Origin of the sequence: Pedobacter sp. KBW06 (genome assembly GCF_003852525.1) — a bacterium.
Taxonomy (GTDB): domain Bacteria; phylum Bacteroidota; class Bacteroidia; order Sphingobacteriales; family Sphingobacteriaceae; genus Pedobacter.
Map to the genome: position 1 here is coordinate 158,485 of NZ_QAJL01000009.1, position 18,800 is coordinate 177,284.

Annotated in this window: 14 protein-coding genes and 1 tRNA gene; 7 read left to right on the forward strand and 8 right to left on the reverse strand. The window is 39.8% G+C overall.

What is annotated here, in order from left to right; genetic code table 11:
- Positions 1-16: 16 nt before the first annotated feature.
- A complete protein-coding gene (uvrA, locus tag DBR43_RS32675) occupies positions 17-2,818 on the reverse strand; it encodes an excinuclease ABC subunit UvrA (RefSeq protein WP_124587555.1) in 2,802 nt (933 codons plus the stop codon).
- 258 nt (positions 2,819-3,076) lie between these two features.
- Here uvrA and DBR43_RS32680 point away from each other — a divergent pair, with 258 nt between their 5' ends.
- The 4 genes from DBR43_RS32680 to recA all read left to right on the forward strand — a co-directional run bounded on the left by DBR43_RS32680 (position 3,077) and on the right by recA (position 5,912).
- Entirely contained in the window at positions 3,077-3,652 is a 576-nt protein-coding gene (locus tag DBR43_RS32680; RefSeq protein WP_073229645.1) for an RNA polymerase sigma factor, read from the forward strand.
- A gap of 101 nt (positions 3,653-3,753) precedes the next feature.
- Positions 3,754-3,945, forward strand: a complete 192-nt coding sequence (locus DBR43_RS32685; RefSeq protein ID WP_074611986.1) for a hypothetical protein — start codon at positions 3,754-3,756, stop codon at positions 3,943-3,945.
- A gap of 153 nt (positions 3,946-4,098) precedes the next feature.
- Positions 4,099-4,767 (forward strand): endonuclease III, encoded by a 669-nt coding sequence (gene nth, locus DBR43_RS32690; RefSeq protein ID WP_124587556.1) that lies wholly within the window; start codon positions 4,099-4,101, stop codon positions 4,765-4,767.
- A gap of 131 nt (positions 4,768-4,898) precedes the next feature.
- Entirely contained in the window at positions 4,899-5,912 is a 1,014-nt protein-coding gene (recA, locus tag DBR43_RS32695; protein WP_074611988.1) for a recombinase RecA, read from the forward strand.
- Positions 5,913-6,010: 98 nt separating this feature from the next.
- Here the strand turns inward: recA and DBR43_RS32700 are convergent, their stop codons facing one another.
- Together DBR43_RS32700 and tsaD are read right to left on the reverse strand one after the other, a co-directional pair.
- Positions 6,011-6,190, reverse strand: a complete 180-nt coding sequence (locus DBR43_RS32700; protein ID WP_124587557.1) for a hypothetical protein — start codon at positions 6,188-6,190, stop codon at positions 6,011-6,013.
- A gap of 17 nt (positions 6,191-6,207) precedes the next feature.
- Positions 6,208-7,209 carry a tRNA (adenosine(37)-N6)-threonylcarbamoyltransferase complex transferase subunit TsaD gene (gene tsaD / locus DBR43_RS32705; RefSeq protein ID WP_124587558.1) on the reverse strand — a complete coding sequence of 334 codons (1,002 nt, stop codon included), beginning with the start codon at positions 7,207-7,209 and terminating at the stop codon, positions 6,208-6,210.
- A gap of 116 nt (positions 7,210-7,325) precedes the next feature.
- Between tsaD and DBR43_RS32710 the strand changes: the two genes are divergently transcribed.
- Positions 7,326-11,708 carry a translocation/assembly module TamB domain-containing protein gene (locus DBR43_RS32710; protein ID WP_233603321.1) on the forward strand — a complete coding sequence of 1,461 codons (4,383 nt, stop codon included), beginning with the start codon at positions 7,326-7,328 and terminating at the stop codon, positions 11,706-11,708.
- Positions 11,709-11,717: 9 nt separating this feature from the next.
- On the opposite strand, the gene DBR43_RS32715 is transcribed toward DBR43_RS32710, so the two are convergent.
- The 3 genes from DBR43_RS32715 to DBR43_RS32725 all read right to left on the reverse strand — a co-directional run bounded on the left by DBR43_RS32715 (position 11,718) and on the right by DBR43_RS32725 (position 14,937).
- Positions 11,718-12,929 carry a bifunctional 3,4-dihydroxy-2-butanone-4-phosphate synthase/GTP cyclohydrolase II gene (locus DBR43_RS32715; RefSeq protein WP_124587560.1) on the reverse strand — a complete coding sequence of 404 codons (1,212 nt, stop codon included), beginning with the start codon at positions 12,927-12,929 and terminating at the stop codon, positions 11,718-11,720.
- Between the two features lie 157 nt (positions 12,930-13,086).
- Positions 13,087-14,526 carry an LptF/LptG family permease gene (locus tag DBR43_RS32720; RefSeq protein WP_124587561.1) on the reverse strand — a complete coding sequence of 480 codons (1,440 nt, stop codon included), beginning with the start codon at positions 14,524-14,526 and terminating at the stop codon, positions 13,087-13,089.
- Positions 14,527-14,556: 30 nt separating this feature from the next.
- Positions 14,557-14,937 carry an START-like domain-containing protein gene (locus tag DBR43_RS32725; RefSeq protein ID WP_073229621.1) on the reverse strand — a complete coding sequence of 127 codons (381 nt, stop codon included), beginning with the start codon at positions 14,935-14,937 and terminating at the stop codon, positions 14,557-14,559.
- 106 nt (positions 14,938-15,043) lie between these two features.
- Here DBR43_RS32725 and DBR43_RS32730 point away from each other — a divergent pair.
- Together DBR43_RS32730 and DBR43_RS32735 are read left to right on the forward strand one after the other, a co-directional pair.
- Positions 15,044-15,117, forward strand: a tRNA-Met gene (locus DBR43_RS32730).
- Positions 15,118-15,788: 671 nt separating this feature from the next.
- Positions 15,789-16,745 carry a hypothetical protein gene (locus DBR43_RS32735; protein ID WP_124587562.1) on the forward strand — a complete coding sequence of 319 codons (957 nt, stop codon included), beginning with the start codon at positions 15,789-15,791 and terminating at the stop codon, positions 16,743-16,745.
- A 9-nt stretch (positions 16,746-16,754) separates the two neighbouring features.
- On the opposite strand, the gene DBR43_RS32740 is transcribed toward DBR43_RS32735, so the two are convergent.
- Positions 16,755-18,518 (reverse strand): S8 family peptidase, encoded by a 1,764-nt coding sequence (locus DBR43_RS32740; protein ID WP_124587563.1) that lies wholly within the window; start codon positions 18,516-18,518, stop codon positions 16,755-16,757.
- Positions 18,519-18,595: 77 nt separating this feature from the next.
- Positions 18,596-18,800: hypothetical protein (locus DBR43_RS33395; protein ID WP_233603323.1), on the reverse strand; the 205-nt coding region annotated here is incomplete at its 5' end.

Genomic DNA, 18,800 nt, shown 5'->3' on the forward strand with positions numbered 1-18,800 from the left:
ATTTGCGAAGATACAATTATTTCATGTGTGCAGTTAAATACTTCGCAGTATAAGAAGAATTTGAGGAAACCAGGTCTTCCGGTGTTCCTTCAAAAACGACATTACCGCCTTTATCTCCACCTTCGGGACCGATATCGATGATCCAGTCGGCAGATTTTATCATGTCCATATTGTGCTCAATCACCAGAATCGTATTTCCTTGCTCAATCAGCGTATTCAGCGCTATTAGTAACTTTTTGATATCGTGGAAATGTAAACCTGTAGTAGGCTCATCAAAAATGAACATCGTTTTATTGGCATTATTCCCCTTAATCAGAAACGAAGCCAGCTTGATCCGTTGTGCTTCTCCGCCCGACAAAGTATTGGAAGACTGGCCAAGATGTACATAGCCCAGACCAACATCTACCAATGGCTGAAGCTTAGCCATAATTTTAGGCTCGCCCTTAAAGAACTCAACCGCCTCATCGATGGTTAAATCCAAAATATCGGCTACATTCTTATCCTGATAGGTGATATCAAGTACCTGCTGCTTAAATCTTCGGCCTCCGCATGCTTCACATGGCAGGTAAATGTCCGCCATAAACTGCATTTCGATTTTCACTTCTCCCTCACCCTGACAAACATCGCATCGTCCGCCTTCTACGTTGAACGAAAATGCAGCTGGCTTTAGTCCGGCAGCCTTTGCACTTGGCAAAGCCGAGAAGAGCGCCCTCACATCATCCCAGGCCTTCACATAAGTCACAGGATTAGACCTCGACGACCGTCCTATCGGATTTTGATCTACCATCTCTACCTGGCTTACCAAATCGTAGTTCCCATAAATTCCGTCGTAAGCCCCGGTTTGTTCTCCGGCATAGTTTCCTATCGCCTTTTGCAAAGCGGGATAAAGAATCTTCTTGATTAAACTGGTTTTTCCACTTCCTGAAACACCACTTACCACAGTGAATACACCCAAAGGGAATTTCACGTCAATATTTTTAAGGTTATTCTCCCTTGCCCCTTTGATGAGTACATGGTCTTTCCATCCCCTTCTTTTGGTTGGTATCGCTATCTTTTCCGATCCGGAAAGATAACGGCCGGTAAGGCTTTTTTTGTCTTTTATGATCTGATCATAAGTACCACTGAATACCAGGTTACCCCCATGTGTTCCAGCCTCCGGACCAATATCAATAATATGATCAGCAGCCTTCATCATCTCTTCTTCATGCTCCACGACAAGCACAGTATTTCCTACATTACGAAGCGAAAGCAATACCTCGATCAGTTTATTGGTATCCCTTGGGTGTAAACCAATACTCGGCTCATCCAGTACATATACAGAACCTACAAGACTGCTTCCTAATGAAGTTGCCAGATTAATTCTCTGTGATTCCCCACCGGATAAAGTATTAGAAAGCCTGTTTAACGTCAGGTATCCCAATCCTACATTATTAAGGTACAGCACCCGGTTGACAATCTCCGCAAGCAATCTTTTCGCAATCTTTTCATCATTTGGAGAAAGTTTCAGGTGCTCAAAGAAATCCAGGATTGTCGCCAGTGGCATCAATACCACATCTATAATTGATTTGTCATTGATCTTCACATAAGAAGCATCTTTGCGAAGTCTGGAGCCTTTACAATCCGGACAAATGGTTTTTCCTCTGTACCTGGACAACATCACCCGATATTGAATCTTGAAGGTCTGCTCTTCCAATTCTTTGAAAAAAGCATCTAAGCCTTCGAAATATTTATTCCCTGTCCAGATCAGTCTTTGTTCTTTCTCTGTCAGTTCGTTATATGGCCGGTGAATAGGGAAATTAAACTTATCTGCATTTTTGATGAGCTTATTTAACCATTCCCGCATTTTTTCCCCACGCCATGGCGCGATGGCGTTATCATATAAGCTTTTACTCTTATCAGGAACGACAAGATCTTCATCTATTCCAATCACATTTCCATATCCTTCGCATCTTTTACATGCTCCATAAGGATTATTAAAGCTGAAAAAGTTTGGAGTAGGTTCATCAAATCGGATGTCATCCAATTCAAAACGATCACAGAAATGAGTTGATTTCCCTTCCTGTTCAACATAGAGGTCACCCTTACCCTCAAAAAATGCCGTTTGTACAGAATCCGCAATGCGGCTCAGTGTTTCCTCCTCATTGTTCACTACAATTCTGTCGATTAAAATCCTTACGGTATCCGAATCGGCCAGTTCAAAGTCAACAAAGGACTCATCTTCCAGAATATTTTCAATTTTCAGAATTTCTTCCTTATAGAAAATCCGAAGAAATCCTTTCTGAAGTAAAACCGCCAGTTCTTCTTTGATAGACCTGTTGTTATGAGGAAATAAAGGACAGAATATCGTTACCACACTCTCTGGTTCAAGTTCCGAAATGAAATCCACCACAGTACTTACCGTATCCTTCTTAACAATCTTTCCGGATACAGGAGAATAGGTTTTTCCTATTCTGGAGAATAGAAGCTTCAGATAATCATAAATCTCGGTAGAGGTTCCTACGGTAGATCTCGGATTAGAGGTAATTACTTTTTGTTCTATGGCAATCGCCGGTGCAATTCCTTTGATATAATCTACATCCGGTTTATTCATTCTTCCCATAAACTGTCTCGCATAGGACGACAAACTCTCTACATAGCGTCGCTGACCTTCTGCATATAAAGTATCAAAAGCTAAAGAAGATTTGCCGGATCCAGACATTCCGGTAATGACTACCAGTTTATTTTTCGGAATTGCGACATCTATATTCTTCAGATTATGGACTCTGGCACCTTTTATGATTATATGTCTATGTGGATCTTTATTGATTTCGTTATTCATTGACTTCTGGATAGAATAGTGCTAATATAACCCAAAAAATGCAATATTACCGTTTTTGGGAGGATGCAAAAATAAGGCTCTCAGCGCAGTTTTAATTTTTTTTAACACTTTTTATATTGTATTGTAATAAAAAAATGCTTCTTTTGGAGATTCAACAGACAAACTAAACCACTAACTAACAGGAGAAATATATCGAAAAAAACATCTACTAAGTATTTTATAGCAATTAGCAGGGAACTTTTTAGTACGGATACTCCTATGAAATTAGAATTATATAGTGACCAAGACTTGGTGAAGTTATATCTTACCGGTGATGAATCGGTTTTGGAAGAACTTTTGAGAAGACATAAGTCGAAAATATACACATCTATCTATTTATTAGTAAAGGATCAATACCTCGCAGAGGATATTTTCCAGGATGCATTTATAAAAGTCATCAATACGCTCAGGTCTGGGCGCTACAATGAAGAAGGTAAATTTTTACCCTGGGTGATGCGGATTGCGCACAATCTTGTAATCGATTATTTCAGACGTGAGAAACGGGCCCCGGTCATTACCAGTGCTGACGGAACAGACATCTTTAACCTCCTTCAGATCCATGAAGAAAGTGCAGAAGAAAAAATGCTGAGAGAACAAACGCATTTTGACCTTCGTGCAATGATTCATTTATTGCCCGACGACCAGAAGGAAGTTTTAATCATGCGTCATTATGCGGACCTCAGTTTTAAAGAAATCGCAGACCTGACCGATGTGAGTATAAACACGGCATTGGGAAGAATGCGTTACGCCTTAAGTAATCTTCGTAAGATGATGAAAGTGAAGGAAATCTCCTGATTTTTAGTTGGATAAAATGTCCACAAAAAATTGTAGTTTAGGTTAAAATAAATTTATAACAATAACGTTTACATTAGTAAACATATACTTTTTTATTGCTTATGATGGAAACCTCTACTTCACTTAACAGACTAAATTGCACACAGCCAAAGCAGGAAAAACCTGCAGTTGATGCAGTTATAGAACTCGATATGATGTTCTATGACCACATCAGGCCGCAACTGGACCGCTTAACAAGAAATCCTTCCGATGAAACCATCGAGAAAATTTTAGCTTACTCCAGAGCGAAGTAATTTAAAAAACGAATTGAAGCTGCCCCCAAAGGGCAGCTTTTTTATGCCCTTTTTTTCCGGTTAACTTCTGATCATTTGAACTTTAGCACTTCTTTTCTTTTTTTCCTGCCGTTTTTTTTAACCTTGTGTTAGTTCTTCTCTTTATATTTGCCTATGCTCAAAAAAGACAGATACAAACTTTTTGTTGCCCACTTTTCTGCAAAACAGCCTGACGCTGAAACAGAATTACATTATAATAATCCATATCAATTACTGGTCGCAGTGATCCTGTCCGCACAGTGCACGGACAAGCGCATTAACCAGGTCACTCCGGCCTTGTTTCAACGTTTTCCAAATGCAAAAGCACTGGCTGATGTTACGCCCGATATTGTTTTTGATTATATCAAAAGCGTAAGCTATCCCAATAATAAAGCGAAGCACCTGGTTGGAATGGCGAAGATGTTATTGAACGACTTCAACAACGAGGTGCCTTCCGATATTGACCAGCTGCAAAAGATGCCAGGTGTTGGACGAAAGACAGCAAATGTGATCGCATCAGTGATTTACAATGCTCCGGCAATGGCAGTGGATACCCATGTGTTCCGGGTCTCCAGAAGAATTGGTTTATCCTCCGGAAAGACACCTTTGGCAGTCGAGAAAGAATTGGTAAAGAACCTTCCGGAAGAGACGATTCATGTGGCACACCATTGGCTGATCCTTCACGGCCGCTATGTGTGCCTGGCCAGATCGCCAAAATGCAACATTTGTGAAATAACCAATATTTGTAAATATTTTCAACAAAACAACAAAATAACTAAAATAATTAGCGAAAAACAGGGCTAGTCAAAAAAAATACTTTTATTTCTTGCATTAGAATAAACATTAGTTATATTTGCTAATATAATTAGCATGTAAGTAGAAGTTATTGATTCTTCCAACGGTAATATTTTATCTTACTCCCAGAATTTAATAATATGAGCGTAAACGCAGACAAATTAAAAGCATTACAACTTACTTTAGATAAGTTAGAGAAATCGTATGGTAAAGGTACCGTAATGAAATTAGGTGACAATGCTGTAGAGCCTATTGAATCGATTTCTACAGGATCAATTAGTTTAGATATTGCCTTAGGCATTGGTGGTGTTCCAAAAGGAAGGGTGATAGAGATCTACGGTCCTGAATCCTCCGGTAAAACGACTTTAGCCACTCATATTATTGCAGAAGCACAAAAACAGGGTGGAATTGCAGCATTCATAGATGCGGAGCATGCTTTCGATAAAAATTATGCAAAAAAACTGGGTGTTGATGTAGATAACTTATTAATCTCTCAACCAGATAATGGAGAACAGGCACTGGAAATTGCAGATAACCTGATCAGATCGGGAGCGATAGACGTGATTGTTATTGACTCCGTTGCCGCACTTGTTCCTAAAGCAGAGATTGAAGGTGAGATGGGCGATTCCAAAATGGGATTACAAGCCCGCTTAATGTCACAAGCCCTTCGTAAATTAACAGGAACCATTGCTAAAACAGGATGCTGCTGTATCTTCATCAACCAGTTACGTGAAAAGATTGGTGTGATGTTTGGAAACCCTGAAACAACTACCGGTGGAAATGCTTTGAAATTCTATGCTTCCGTACGTTTAGATATCCGTAGAACCTCTCAGATTAAAGATTCTGATGAAGTTTCAGGAAACAGAGTAAAAGTAAAAATCGTAAAGAATAAAGTTGCCCCTCCATTCCGAATTGCAGAATTCGACATCATGTTTGGTGAAGGTATTTCTAAAACCGGAGAGATCATCGATTTAGGTGTAGATTTCAATATCATCAAAAAAGCAGGTTCGTGGTTCTCTTATGGAGAGACCAAACTTGGTCAGGGAAGAGATGCCGTTAAACAATTGTTATTGGATAACCCGGAACTTTCTGAAGAAATTGAAGCTAAAATCAGAGCTGAAGTAACCGGCGAAAAATTAGAAGAAAGAGCTTAATTCTTATTCTTAATATAAGGAAAAGGCCTTTTCCTTATATTGTCATGTCCTAAAAACAGCGGGCTAATAAATAGTTGACATGCTTAAATTTTGTGCGATTACATCTTCATATATTTTGCATCTACATAGATAGCCACAATAACTGCAACGATAATCGCAGCAAGCAATACTGCTAACCCAAGATAATTTCGTTTCTTATCCTGTTTGATCAACCAAACGATAAAAACGATAAAAGGAATCAGCATTAAACCGAAAAAAATAAAACTCGTTGCACTCATAATTCGCTGTTATTATATTAAAAATTCATCCTGGATATCGGAGCAACATCCTGTTCTACAAAATCTCCGTTTAAATACTTCTGATATCCCGCAATGGCAATCATTGCTGCATTATCCGTACAGTATTCAAAAGCAGGGATATATACATTCCAGCCAGATTCCTCTGCCCTTTCCTGCAATGCCGCTCTCAGGCCACTATTGGCCGAAACTCCACCGGCAATGGCAATCTCCTTAATTCCGTAGGCTTTTGCCGCCTTTCTCAACTTATTGAGCAGAATATGCACAATACTATATTGAACAGAGGCACAAATATCATTCAAATGTTCCGATATAAAGTCAGGATTTTCCTTTTCTTGCTTTCTGATGAAATACAGTATTGAAGTCTTTAATCCGCTAAAACTATAATTCAAATCTTTGATCTGAGGTTCCGGAAATTTAAATGCCAATGGATTTCCCAGTTTCGCATGTTTATCGATCAACGGACCACCCGGATAAGGAAGATTGAGGATTTTGGCCGTTTTGTCGAAAGCCTCTCCCGCTGCATCATCCAGTGTTTCTCCAACGATCTCCATATCAAAGTAATCCCTGACCAGGACAATCTGCGTATGACCACCGGAAACTGTCAGGCATAAAAAAGGGAAAGCAGGCTTCGGTTCATCAATAAAATGAGCCAAAATATGCGCGTGCATATGATTTACAGATATCAATGGCAGATCCAGTGCCAGGGCAAAAGATTTTGCAAAGGAGACCCCAACCAACAAAGAACCTAATAAGCCCGGTCCCCGGGTAAAAGCAACTGCATTTAGCTCCTTTTTGTCTACATTAGCGTCTATTAAGGCCTGCTGTATAACAGGCACTATATTTTGTTGATGTACCCTTGAAGCTAGTTCAGGAATTACACCACCATAATTTTCATGAATTGTTTGGTTTGCAATAACATTGGCAGTAATTTTGCCGTTGTTACAGATAGCAACCGAAGTTTCATCACAAGAAGATTCAATAGCGAGTATTACTGGCACAATGATTATAATTAAGCTACAAAACTATTAAAAAACTATTAAAAATACTTCTTTGGTTTGTTGCATCAGTGTTATTACTAGTTGCGATCCTGTTATTCGCGCTTCAATTCAAGCCTGTGCAGACTTTTGTAGCAAAAAAAGCGGCAGCATATTTATCTAAAGAACTCAATACCACCATCTCCTTAACCGGAATATACATCAAACCTTTCAAATCTGTGGTTCTGGAAAATCTGCTCGTCCTCGACCAGCAGAAGGATACGCTTTTAAATACTCCCAAACTTCTGGTAGACATCAATCAGCTCTCGCTGGAGAAGAGGATTATCGACGTGAATACCGTTCAGCTCAACGACGGAACCTTTTTCCTAAAATCTTATAAAGACGAATCAACCAATCTCGATTTCATTATTGATTACTTTGATTCAGGAAAACCAACGGTAAAGAAGAAGAAAAAACCTTATAAACTTACCTTTGACCGCGTCATTCTGAACAATATCAATTTCAAATATAAAAACCTTAAAATTGACACGGTCATGAAGGGGGTAAATTTTGAGGACGTTCACCTGAGTAATCTTAATGGAATCTTCGAGAAACTCAACACTACTGATCACATCATTCAGGCAGACATCAAGAACCTGACCTTTAAAGAAAAAAGTGGTTTTTACCTTAAAAACTTAACCGCCTTTACCACCGTCGACACCAACAAAATTGAACTTCAAAGATTGCTATTGGAAACAAACCATAGCAGGCTTAAGGATTATTTCAAAATGAGCTTCAATAAGTTCAGGGATTTTAATGATTATGTGAATAAAATAAGAATGAAGGCCAATTTTAAAGATAGCCATATCGCTTCCCGCGATGTTTCATTCTTTACATCCGAACTGGATCAAATGAATTTGAACCTGGATGTTGACGGACAAATCACTGGTCTGGTAAATAACCTCAGGGCAAAAAAATTAGCCATAAAAGCTGGAAAAGCAACCCATATCAAAGGAGACTTCATCCTCAAAGGACTGCCGGTTTTAAAAGAAACTTTCATGGACCTCAAGATTGAGATGGCGGGAACCAATAAGAAAGACCTTGACCAATTATTAACAAGCATTACCGGAAAAAAAGCAAAGACCATACCTGAGGTTGTTTCCAAATTTGGAAATGTAAATTTTAACGGCTCCTTTACTGGCTTCCAAAATGACTTTATTGCCTATGGAGAATTCAAAACCCAGCTGGGGCGCGTGGTTTCCGATGTAAACATGAAAATCGATAAGAAAGGGGTCCCTTCTTATTCCGGAAATGTAAAGACATACGACTTCAACCTGGGTAACCTGATTGACGAAAAAACGCTCGGAAGAATTACCGCCTCTTTAAATGTGAAAGGCCGTGGCACAGAAATCAAAAGCCTTTACGAAAAGCTAAATGGTAATATTGACTATATTGATTTCAACAATTACAGATATACAAATGTTAACATTGATGGAACTTTTGAAAAAAAGTATTTTGACGGGAGTTTAAAAATAGACGATAAAAATCTGAAGCTCAACTTTGATGGCGGAGTAAATCTAAATGGCAAGCTTCCCGAATTCAACTTTAAGGCCGACATAAAGAAAGCAAGACTGAGGGCACTTAAATTATACAAAGATTCCCTTCAGGTAGATGCCGTGTTCAGTACGAATTTCTCGGGAACCAATCTGGATAACATTCAGGGAAACCTGTTGGTACAACACGTACAACTGAACAACGTAAAAGGAATTTACCATATTGATTCCATACAGCTGAATGCCAGCGGCATCGGGAGAGACAGAAGTTTAACGATCAATTCAGACATCTTGGATGCCAGTATAAAAGGCCAGTATGACCTGAATACATTGCCTTCTTACTTCAAGGCACTCGCCAAGACCTATATTCCTTCACTAAAGGCGGAAATCATCAACTATAAGGAGCAGATTTTCCAGTTTAATTTAAAAATTAAAAAGTTTGAGCCTGTAGCCCAGCTCCTTGTTCCAGGGCTGGAGATTGAAGACCAGGCCATTTTCATTGGGAATTTTGACTCCCAAAAGAAGACGGCTACTGTAAACGGTTTTGTAAAAAAACTCAAGTATGATGGAATTGTAGTCAACAACATTATTGTCGATGAAAACACTTCCCTCAACCAGCTTCAGGCCATCATCACCTCAGACCGTGTAGACATCAATGATAGTTTATATATCAAAAATGTCAACATTTCAAATATTCTAAGGAATGACAGCCTGACGTTAAACGTTAAGCTTGCGAATTCTGATGATGCCAACTCACTCGATTTAAATGGTCTTGTTGAATTTGCTACTGACACTGTAGGACGGATCACCATCCTTCCATCCATTCTGAAAATCAATAATGAAGACTGGAAAATTCAGGAAAAAGTAAGCATTAGCTTTCATGAGGGCAAGACACAGATCAGCAACTTCGACCTGAGTAACGGCCATCAGCTCCTCAAGATCGATGGGATTCTTTCCAAAGACCCGGACGACCTGATTCTTGTTGGCTTTGAAAAATTTGACCTGGAAACCTTAAATCCTTTTGTAAAAGGCCTTGGCGTCAAATTATCCGGACACCTGAATGGAGAAACAAAGCTTTATCAGGTACTAAAATCACCCAGAATTTCTGATAACATTACGATAGATTCCCTCAGCTTCAACAACACTTACATTGGAAGTTTAACCGATACCTCTTCCTACCATAAAGCCAACAATGTGGCCAACATCTACACCACCATCGTCGCGCATGACAAGGAAACACTGAGAGCGAGAGGAAGCCTTGATCTGGAGAAAAAAGAATTAGACGTCCACGTGAAACTGGATGAAACAGAACTGGCTGTTCTGGAGCCTTTCGTGAAAAAACTTGTCTCCAAATTAAAGGGAAATATCTCGGCAGACCTGACCGTCAAGGGGCCTTTTGAAAAACCGGAAATCAATGGAGAAGTCGCATTTGACAAAGGTAAAATGACCATCAACTACCTTCAGACCGCTTATACCCTCAATGATCAGGTGGTGATTGACAATAGTGTCATTAGAATCCATGACCTTAAGTTAGTTGACGTAGACAACAACCAGGCAGTGGCAAACGGAACTGTTGACCTGAATGATATTGACAATCCAACAATTGATGTCATTGTGAAGGCCAAAAATTTCATGGCACTCAACACGACCGAGAAGGACAACCCGGTTTACTACGGGCAGGCCTACGGAACCGGAACATTTATATTCAAAGGGCCTACAAACCGTATGTTCATTGATATTGATGCAAAAACAGAGAAAGGAACCGTATTTAACCTTCCGCTAAATAGTTCTGAAACGGTCTCAAGTAAGGACTTCATCACATTCGTAAGTAAAGACACGACTAAAACAGTGAAAAAGCAAACCAGTTTCGACGGACTTACCATGAACCTGAAACTGGATGTAGACGCTAACAGCGTGGCCAATATTTTCACCAGTTTAGGAAACCTTAGTGGAAGAGGAAATGCAACTGACCTCACCTTAAAAATCAATAGCCTGGGCGATTTCGACATGTCGGGAGATTACATCATTGAAAATGGCAGTTTCGATTTCACCGCACAGGAGGTAATCAACAAGAAATTCAATATCAGACAGGGTGGCACCATCCGCTGGACAGGCAACCCTACTGCTGCCCAAATACAATTAAAGGCGATATACGCGCTTAGAACGAGTCTGAGAGATCTTTATACTGCAGCCAATAGAGATCCAGGCAGCAGTAAAGATGAGCGGGTACTAACCGAAGTGGAAATGGGACTCTCAGGGCTATTGTTAAAGCCTGATATTAAACTGGACATCTTCTTCCCATCGAATCCTGCAATCAAGGAAGAAATGCAGGCCTACTTCAACGATTCCAATAACCTGAATTTGCAGGCATTGAGTTTAATCATCAGAAGAAGCTTTGCGCCGGGTACAGGAAATGAGGACTTAGGAAAACAATTAACCAACGGCGTAACCAGTACCGCAACGGAACTGTTATTTAATCAGCTGAATAATGTTCTTTCTTCGTTAAACCTGGATTTTGTAGACTTCAATGTTCGTTCATTAACGGAAGCCAATGCTTCATTCAGGCTGTTTAACGACCGCGTGATTCTGAATGCAGGAATTGTAAACAGAGGCAGTACGAATGATTTATCGCTTTCAGGCTTTACAAGAAATAATGTCGGAGGTGAGGTGGAGATTCTTGGATTGATTAAAAAGGATGGAACTTTGATCGGTAAAGTATCCAATAAACCACCCACACAACAAACGATCTTTACGACTTCCGGCATCAATCAGAATAACAATGTAACCTCTTTAGGACTGGTTTATACCCAGCAGTTCGACAGCTTCAGGGAATTCCTCCGGAAAATAACAGGGCAGTACAAAAGAGATCAAAAGAAAAAAGCCCAGCATGGAGAAATCCCCAAAACCAGGCAGTTAATTAACAAAGAGGCCATTCTTAACGAACAGCAAAAAAATAACCCTAAGAAATAGGGCTATTTCTTATCCCTTCATGATCTGATGTCCCATTTTATCACGTTTGGTTCTCAGGTATTGTTCATTGTGAACATTGCTTTCAATTTCGATAGAGATATTTTCTAAAATCTCCAACCCGTATCCGATCAGACCGGCACGTTTTGTCGGGTTGTTGGACATCAATCTCATTTTAGAAATCCCCTGAGCCCTTAAAATCTGGGCACCCACTCCATAATCTCTCTCATCACCTTTAAAGCCCAGTTTAATATTGGCTTCAACGGTATCTAAACCGGCATCCTGAAGATTATAAGAACGTAACTTATTAACCAGTCCGATACCTCTGCCTTCCTGGTTCATATATACAATAAGACCTTTACCTTCTTTATCGATCATCTCCATTGCTTTATGCAATTGCGGTCCGCAATCACAGCGGCAGGAGCCAAAAATATCACCGGTCACACAAGAGCTGTGTACCCTGACCATTACCGGTTCATCCGGAAGCCATTCCCCCTTGCTGATCGCCAGGTGGGTTGCTCCGGTATCCAGCTGTGTATAAGCCGTCATTTTAAAATCTCCCCAATCTGTTGGAAGATTAACGGTTACTTCTTCTTTTATCAGACTTTCCTTGCTCAACCTGTAAGCAATGAGGTCTTTTATAGAAACAATTTTCAATTGATGCTGAGCTGCAATTTTAATCAAATCAGGCAACCTCGCCATTTCTCCATCATCTTTCATGATTTCGACTAAAACCCCTGCAGGTTCCATTCCAGCCAATCTGGCTAAGTCTACAGAAGCTTCCGTATGTCCGGATCTTCTTAAAACCCCTCCATCTTTGGACCTTAGCGGAAAAATATGTCCGGGTCTGCCCAATTCAGCAGGATCAATGTTAGGATTAATCAATGCCTGAATAGTTTTAGACCTGTCAGATGCAGAGATTCCGGTAGTACATCCATAACCGATTAAATCAACAGAAACGGTAAAGTTTGTTTCATAAGCTGCAGTATTCTTTCCTACCATCAGCTCTAACCCAAGTTCATCACAGCGCTGTTCCGTTAAAGCGGCACAAATTAACCCTCTGCCATAAGTGGCCATAAAGTTAATCACTTCAGGTGTTGCATTTGCAGCAGCCGTCAGGAAGTCCCCTTCATTTTCTCTATCTTCATCATCAACAACAATAACTACTTTACCAGCTTGTATTTCAGCAATAGCTTCTTCTATTGCATTTAGTTTGATTTCCATTTTTTGAAATATATCGATAAACAAACACTAGGATCAGCTGCTTGTTCAGCTATTAAGATTAAGTACAAAGTTACAACCTTCCCATTCAAATCCATGTGTTCAAATATCATAAATAAGTAAGGAATAATTGTCTATATCAGTCCTGCTTCTTACCTGATTAAAGCTTTGACGGCAGGTTCTTTTTTTTCTTTTTAAATAGGTTTACCATCATTTGCTTCAGGTTATTCACATCAAATAAGGCGGAATCAACCGTAGCTTTATAAGTAAGGAATGCCCCTACGGGAGATAAGATAATGATCGCCAGCCAGGGTCCGAAAAATGGCGCAAGCGTCCCGGTGATGGCTGATTTCTCCGCAACAGTAGCAATAATGTGATAGATTAGAAAGAAAACAATTGCCATGACTACGGGCAAGCCCAACCCTCCTTTTCTAATGATGGCTCCCAATGGGGCCCCAATGAAAAATAAAAGAAGACAAGATGCGGCGAGTGTAAACTTTTTCTGGTATTCGATCTGAACCTTTATGATATTTCTTACCCTGTCGCCATAATCTGCCATTCTTCCCGACGTCGTTTGCTTGATAGAATTTGCCTGATCTAAGGCGCTTTGGATGATGCTCATCTTTTGTTTCACAGGCAAAAGGCTCAGTACAGGCTTATTGATCACTTTTTCTGCGACTTTAATCTTAGTATAACCTTTCGCATAGTTATTCTGTTTAAAGTAACTTGAAACCGTCATGGCAGCGAATTTGTTCACACTATCCAGCTCTTTACTTAAAGAGTCTTCCTTTTTAACAAGCCCTTTAAGGTTGAGCATTTGGGTATTGTTTCTAAAACCCTGCTCATCCGTCCTGTTCATCTTGAAACTGGAAATATCGAATTTTTGATCTGTTTCCTTAAACCTCATCCGCGTGAACTGCTGTCTGGGGTTATAAGAGGAATTCTGCCCGCTGGATTCTTCATACCGGACTCCATTCTTCAGTTTCAAAAGAAGGTTTTTCTCATCACTGGCCATTTTGCCTTCTTTGGCAATAATGATCTTTGCAATTCCATTGTTACTGGTATGGTCATAGATCATAACCCCTTCAAGGGATACGCCGTCTGAACCTTTCTTATCCACCCTGATCGAGTATCCAGGAATACTGTTATTGAATACCCCTTCTTTAATCAGAAAGGACAGTTTTTTATTTCTGATATCCCAGAGCAGAGAGCCGAACTTTAGGTTGGCCTTTGGCAACATCACATCCGAGAATAAAAAAGAACCAATTGAAATGAAGCAGATCAGCACCAGCAATGGCATCATCGCCTTTTGGAGCGATACCCCAGCCGATTTTATGGCCACGAGCTCATAGTTTTCCCCTAATGTCCCAAAGGTCATAATGGAGGACAGCAAAATAGAAAGTGGAAGGGCCATGGAAACATTTGCAGCCGATGCATAATACATCAGTTCCAGGATCACATACCATTCAAAGCCCTTTCCTATTAAATCATCCACGTATTTAAACAGGAAAAACATCAACAAGATGAACATCACAATAAAAAATGTGACGAAGAAGGGCCTAATAAATGCTTTGAGCAGAAGTAAATGAAGCTTTTTCAATATACAAAGGTAATCAAAGCAAGCGAAAAACTATGCGCCAAGTACACTATGCAAATAGGTAATCTGATTATCCCAAATCAAAGTACGTTCTGCAAGTGTATCCTCAGTAGCAAAATCTGTAATAGATAAGGCTACATCATTTGTTAATTCGTCCTGAACGATTTCCATCTCAAAATAACAATGAGGTTCATCATCAATCCATTTAAACTTTACCAGTTTATTCTCTTTAATACTTAAAAGCTTCGCTTTTTGTATTTCGTCGTCCCATGTAAATGTATACAGCTGATCACGGAAAATCACATCATCAGCAAACCATTGAGATAAGCCATTAGGCTCACTAATGAAGCTAAACAAAATACGTGGAGACGATCTCAATTCATATTCTAACGTAAACTTTTTCTTTTCTGACATCGATGGATCCTTATATTTTGAACTATTAGACTATTTTTTTTTAATATTTATTTCTAAAGAAAAGTAATTTATTCTATATTTGCAACTCTTTAGAAAAAAGACGCCCGGCGGGGTAGCTCAGATGGTTAGAGCGCAGGATTCATAACCCTGAGGTCGGCAGTTCGATCCTGCTCCCCGCTACTTGGTAAAAGCTCATCTTCGGATGGGCTTTTTTACGTTTACGGGGTTATTAATCAGCATCTTATGATACTACGCAGCAAGCCGCTGCTCCATCCAAATATAATCCCCTCCCTTTGCATTTCTCTAAGAAGCTGTCTCAAAGTTCAGACATCTCGCCTATTTATTGGCGCAGATTTTCTGCCTCCATATTCCTTATCAAACGATGATACACGGAACACACCCCCCATTTTTAATCCCAATTTGAACATTTTAGAATAAAAAATCACAGTTTCAATATACAATTTTTAAACTGTTCTACTAAAAATAATCAAATCGATTGTAAACGCAGGATTACTGATCATGGCAAAAGGATCAGGTGGAATAATTGGAGAATAAATTCTTTTGAATTTGTAAACTAAGCGGGGATTTACATTTCGCTTCAAACCGCAGAAAGTCTAATCAGCTGATACCTAAGCGCCAGTAAAATCCATTAGCGATATCTTCCATTTTTTTGGTTTGACAAAAGTAAATCCATGTTTAATTCCGACAGAAATCCTAAATTATTTACGTGCCGAAGTTTCTATGTCTTATTTTTACAGGGCGGAAACCACATAAAGAAATGTACCAGTCAATATTTTCTGATTACGACGCTTAAAATGTTTCTTTTTGTAACTAACATCCAAAACCCATTTATGAAATCCATATTCTGCCTTTTATTACTCGCATCAACACTCTTTAACAACTGCTATGCTCAAAATGACGACGAGGATCTCAAAAAGATTACCGTTAGCGACACCATACTAAAGGCCCGAAATCTTATCATTCCCGGGCCTTTTAACGCGCAAAAAGCGCTGTTAAAATTGTTCCCGGGTAAATACTATAACATTACAAAAAGGTCCGGGTACCAAAATGAGCTGATCAACTGGGACATCAAAACACCTGACAGGAAATCTTATATCGATGTAAATGGATACCAGGGCGACCTTCTCTTTCCATTTGAAAGAGGCGTAGCCACCCGCTTAATGAATGTAATGGACTTTAAGGATTCTACAGGATTACAATATAAGGTCATCAGCTTCAATCATTCCGAATATGATGAGGAGGGGCTTCAGACCTCCAGATTTACCGGTGGGTTATTAGGACTGGCAAAATTTGCCCTCACAAAAGAAGGATGGAAATTAAGAATATTTCAACCGGCTATCGGAGGATATGGCGCATTTTCAAATTCTCCGACTCCCAAGCCTGTATTGATTGGCGAAGATCAATATGCTTTCATGATTGAACATATGAATGGCGGAGGAGGAGGGCCCTTTTTTAGCGCATTATTCCTCATTGCCGGAACAAATGGTACTTATCAGCAAATCATGTCCGCATATGGCGTTAAAAAGACAACAGGAGCAGATGAGGAAGTGCCTACTTCCTGGTCAAGCGAGTATTCAGTTCCTCTGAGTAAGAAAAAATATTTTCGGGATATCATCATTACCACTAAGGGAACCTACGCTTCATCAAACCTGGAAGGCCTCCCTGAATCAGTTTCTGCCAGGATCAAACCAGGCAAAAAAGGGAAATACAGCATTACCACGCGATATGTCTACAAAGGCAGCAAGGGCTATGAAGCGCAAGTCCCCGCTGCTATTGTTCTGAATTGAGCCTGAGCTTTATTTCTTTTTAGAATAGGTTGCTGCTAATTTCAGGGCTTCGTATGCATTCACAATACCGCCACTGACACAAAGTTCGGAGAATGCCGCACGGGTGTTCTCTCCTTTTTCATTGGTTAATTTCACCTTCTGTACAACTTTAGTAACAGATTTCATGATGATCTCCCGTACTTGCGGAGCGGTTAATTCCGGATAATAACTTAAAATCAATGCCGCCAGGCCAGAAACGACAGGAGCAGCCATACTTGTTCCATCCAATTCTTCATATTTAGAGTCAGGAACCGTAGAATTGATCATGAATCCCGGAGCAAAAACATCGACATTATATTTTCCGTAGTTCGAGAAAGAGGCTTTCAATGTGGCATCATTCTTATAAGCACTTGCACCTACTTCAATCCAGTTTTTTGCGTGAGGAAGGTTAAATTTAGCAGAGTCAAGAACCGGTTTTACATTTGTCCGTGCCGCGGGACGTCCCATTCCCTGATTTTGCATTTGGCTATTCAAAGGTCTGAAGGGAATGGGCTTGGGTGCTGTCTTTTCCATTTTCTTCTTATGCGCAACCGCTTCAGGACTATCATAATATTTATTAGGATAGTTCTCTTCCACATCCACGTTTAAGTTGTCATTGCCTGCGGCATGAACCAAGAGTACGCCCTTCTCTTCTGCGTATTTTACAGCTTCATCTACGACTTCTTTGTTCCATTTATAACTTTTGCCAAAACTCATGTTAATAACTTTGGCTCCATTGTCAACAGCATATCGAATGCCGTTGGCAACATCTTTATCTCTTTCATCTCCCTCAGGAACTACCCGAACGCCCATTATACTGATATAATCAGCAACCCCGTTGATACCAATCGTATTTTTCCTGTTGGCACCTATAATCCCCGACACATGCGAGCCATGCTCCGCATTTGGACCCATGATGTCGTTATTTCCGTAGAATTTCTCCCGGGCATTTGAATAGTCATCCCCTACGAGTTCCGCACGCTGGTCATATTTAGGGTTAAGGTTGTATTTCAACATGACATCATACTGCTTATAAGCATCTTTTATTTCCTTATGAAATTTCTCGATACCTCCACTTTCTTTAGCTCCGGACCTGATGATCTTTTTTACCTGTTCCTCCATTTCATCGTCCGCTTTATATCCGTCTATGTCTTCCATTGAAGGAATCGTCTTTTTATGAATAAAGGCAACAGAATCCAATAATTTATTGATTGCAAACACGACTCTAAATGTCTGATCTGCTTCATCATATTTTTTACCAAACTCTGTCGTTACTTTGGTATACAATTCAAATTCTTTCTTTTGCGTACTGTCAAGGACAGTTGATTTTATAGTAGAGCGGTATTTCGGTAGATATTCTCTATAGATCCTCACCAATTCCAGGTTATCATAAGCCAGATTCCCTTTCTTAGATCCAATAAAATTCCATCCATGTACATCATCAATGTAGCCGTTTCCGTCGTCGTCAATGCCATTTCCGGGAATCTCTTTTTTATTCGTCCATAAAATATCCTTCAGATCCTCATGGTTCACATCAATACCGCCATCTATTACGGCTACAATAATCTTCTGTTTAGGTTTTTTATCCTTAAGTAACTCCTTATATGCTTTTTCAGTGCTGATTCCAAAGTAACCATCCTGAACCAGGTCCAGATTGAACCAATTGGCAGGAAGCTTAACGTCTTTACTCTGAGCATAAACAGAAACATTAGCTGATAAAAGTAGTGCTATAAAAAATAATTGCCTGAATCTCATTTGAAATTGCTTTTATAAATTAACGTAAAATACAATAATACGGTTTTATTGTATCAGGGATCAAGTTTTAGCATATTTTAACAATAAATAAGGATCAGGTCCAGGCCCTGGCAGGTCTGATAAGATATTTCCTTCCTGTGAAATTCTTCTATTAAAGGCCATTGAAAGCTAAAGGGCAGCAAGAGGCTCCGCTTTCCGGAGCTACTAAAGAAATAGGAAACGCTGATCGTATCAGGGGAGTCGTTGATTAAGAAACCAGGGTCACAATGTTGCTGACAGTCC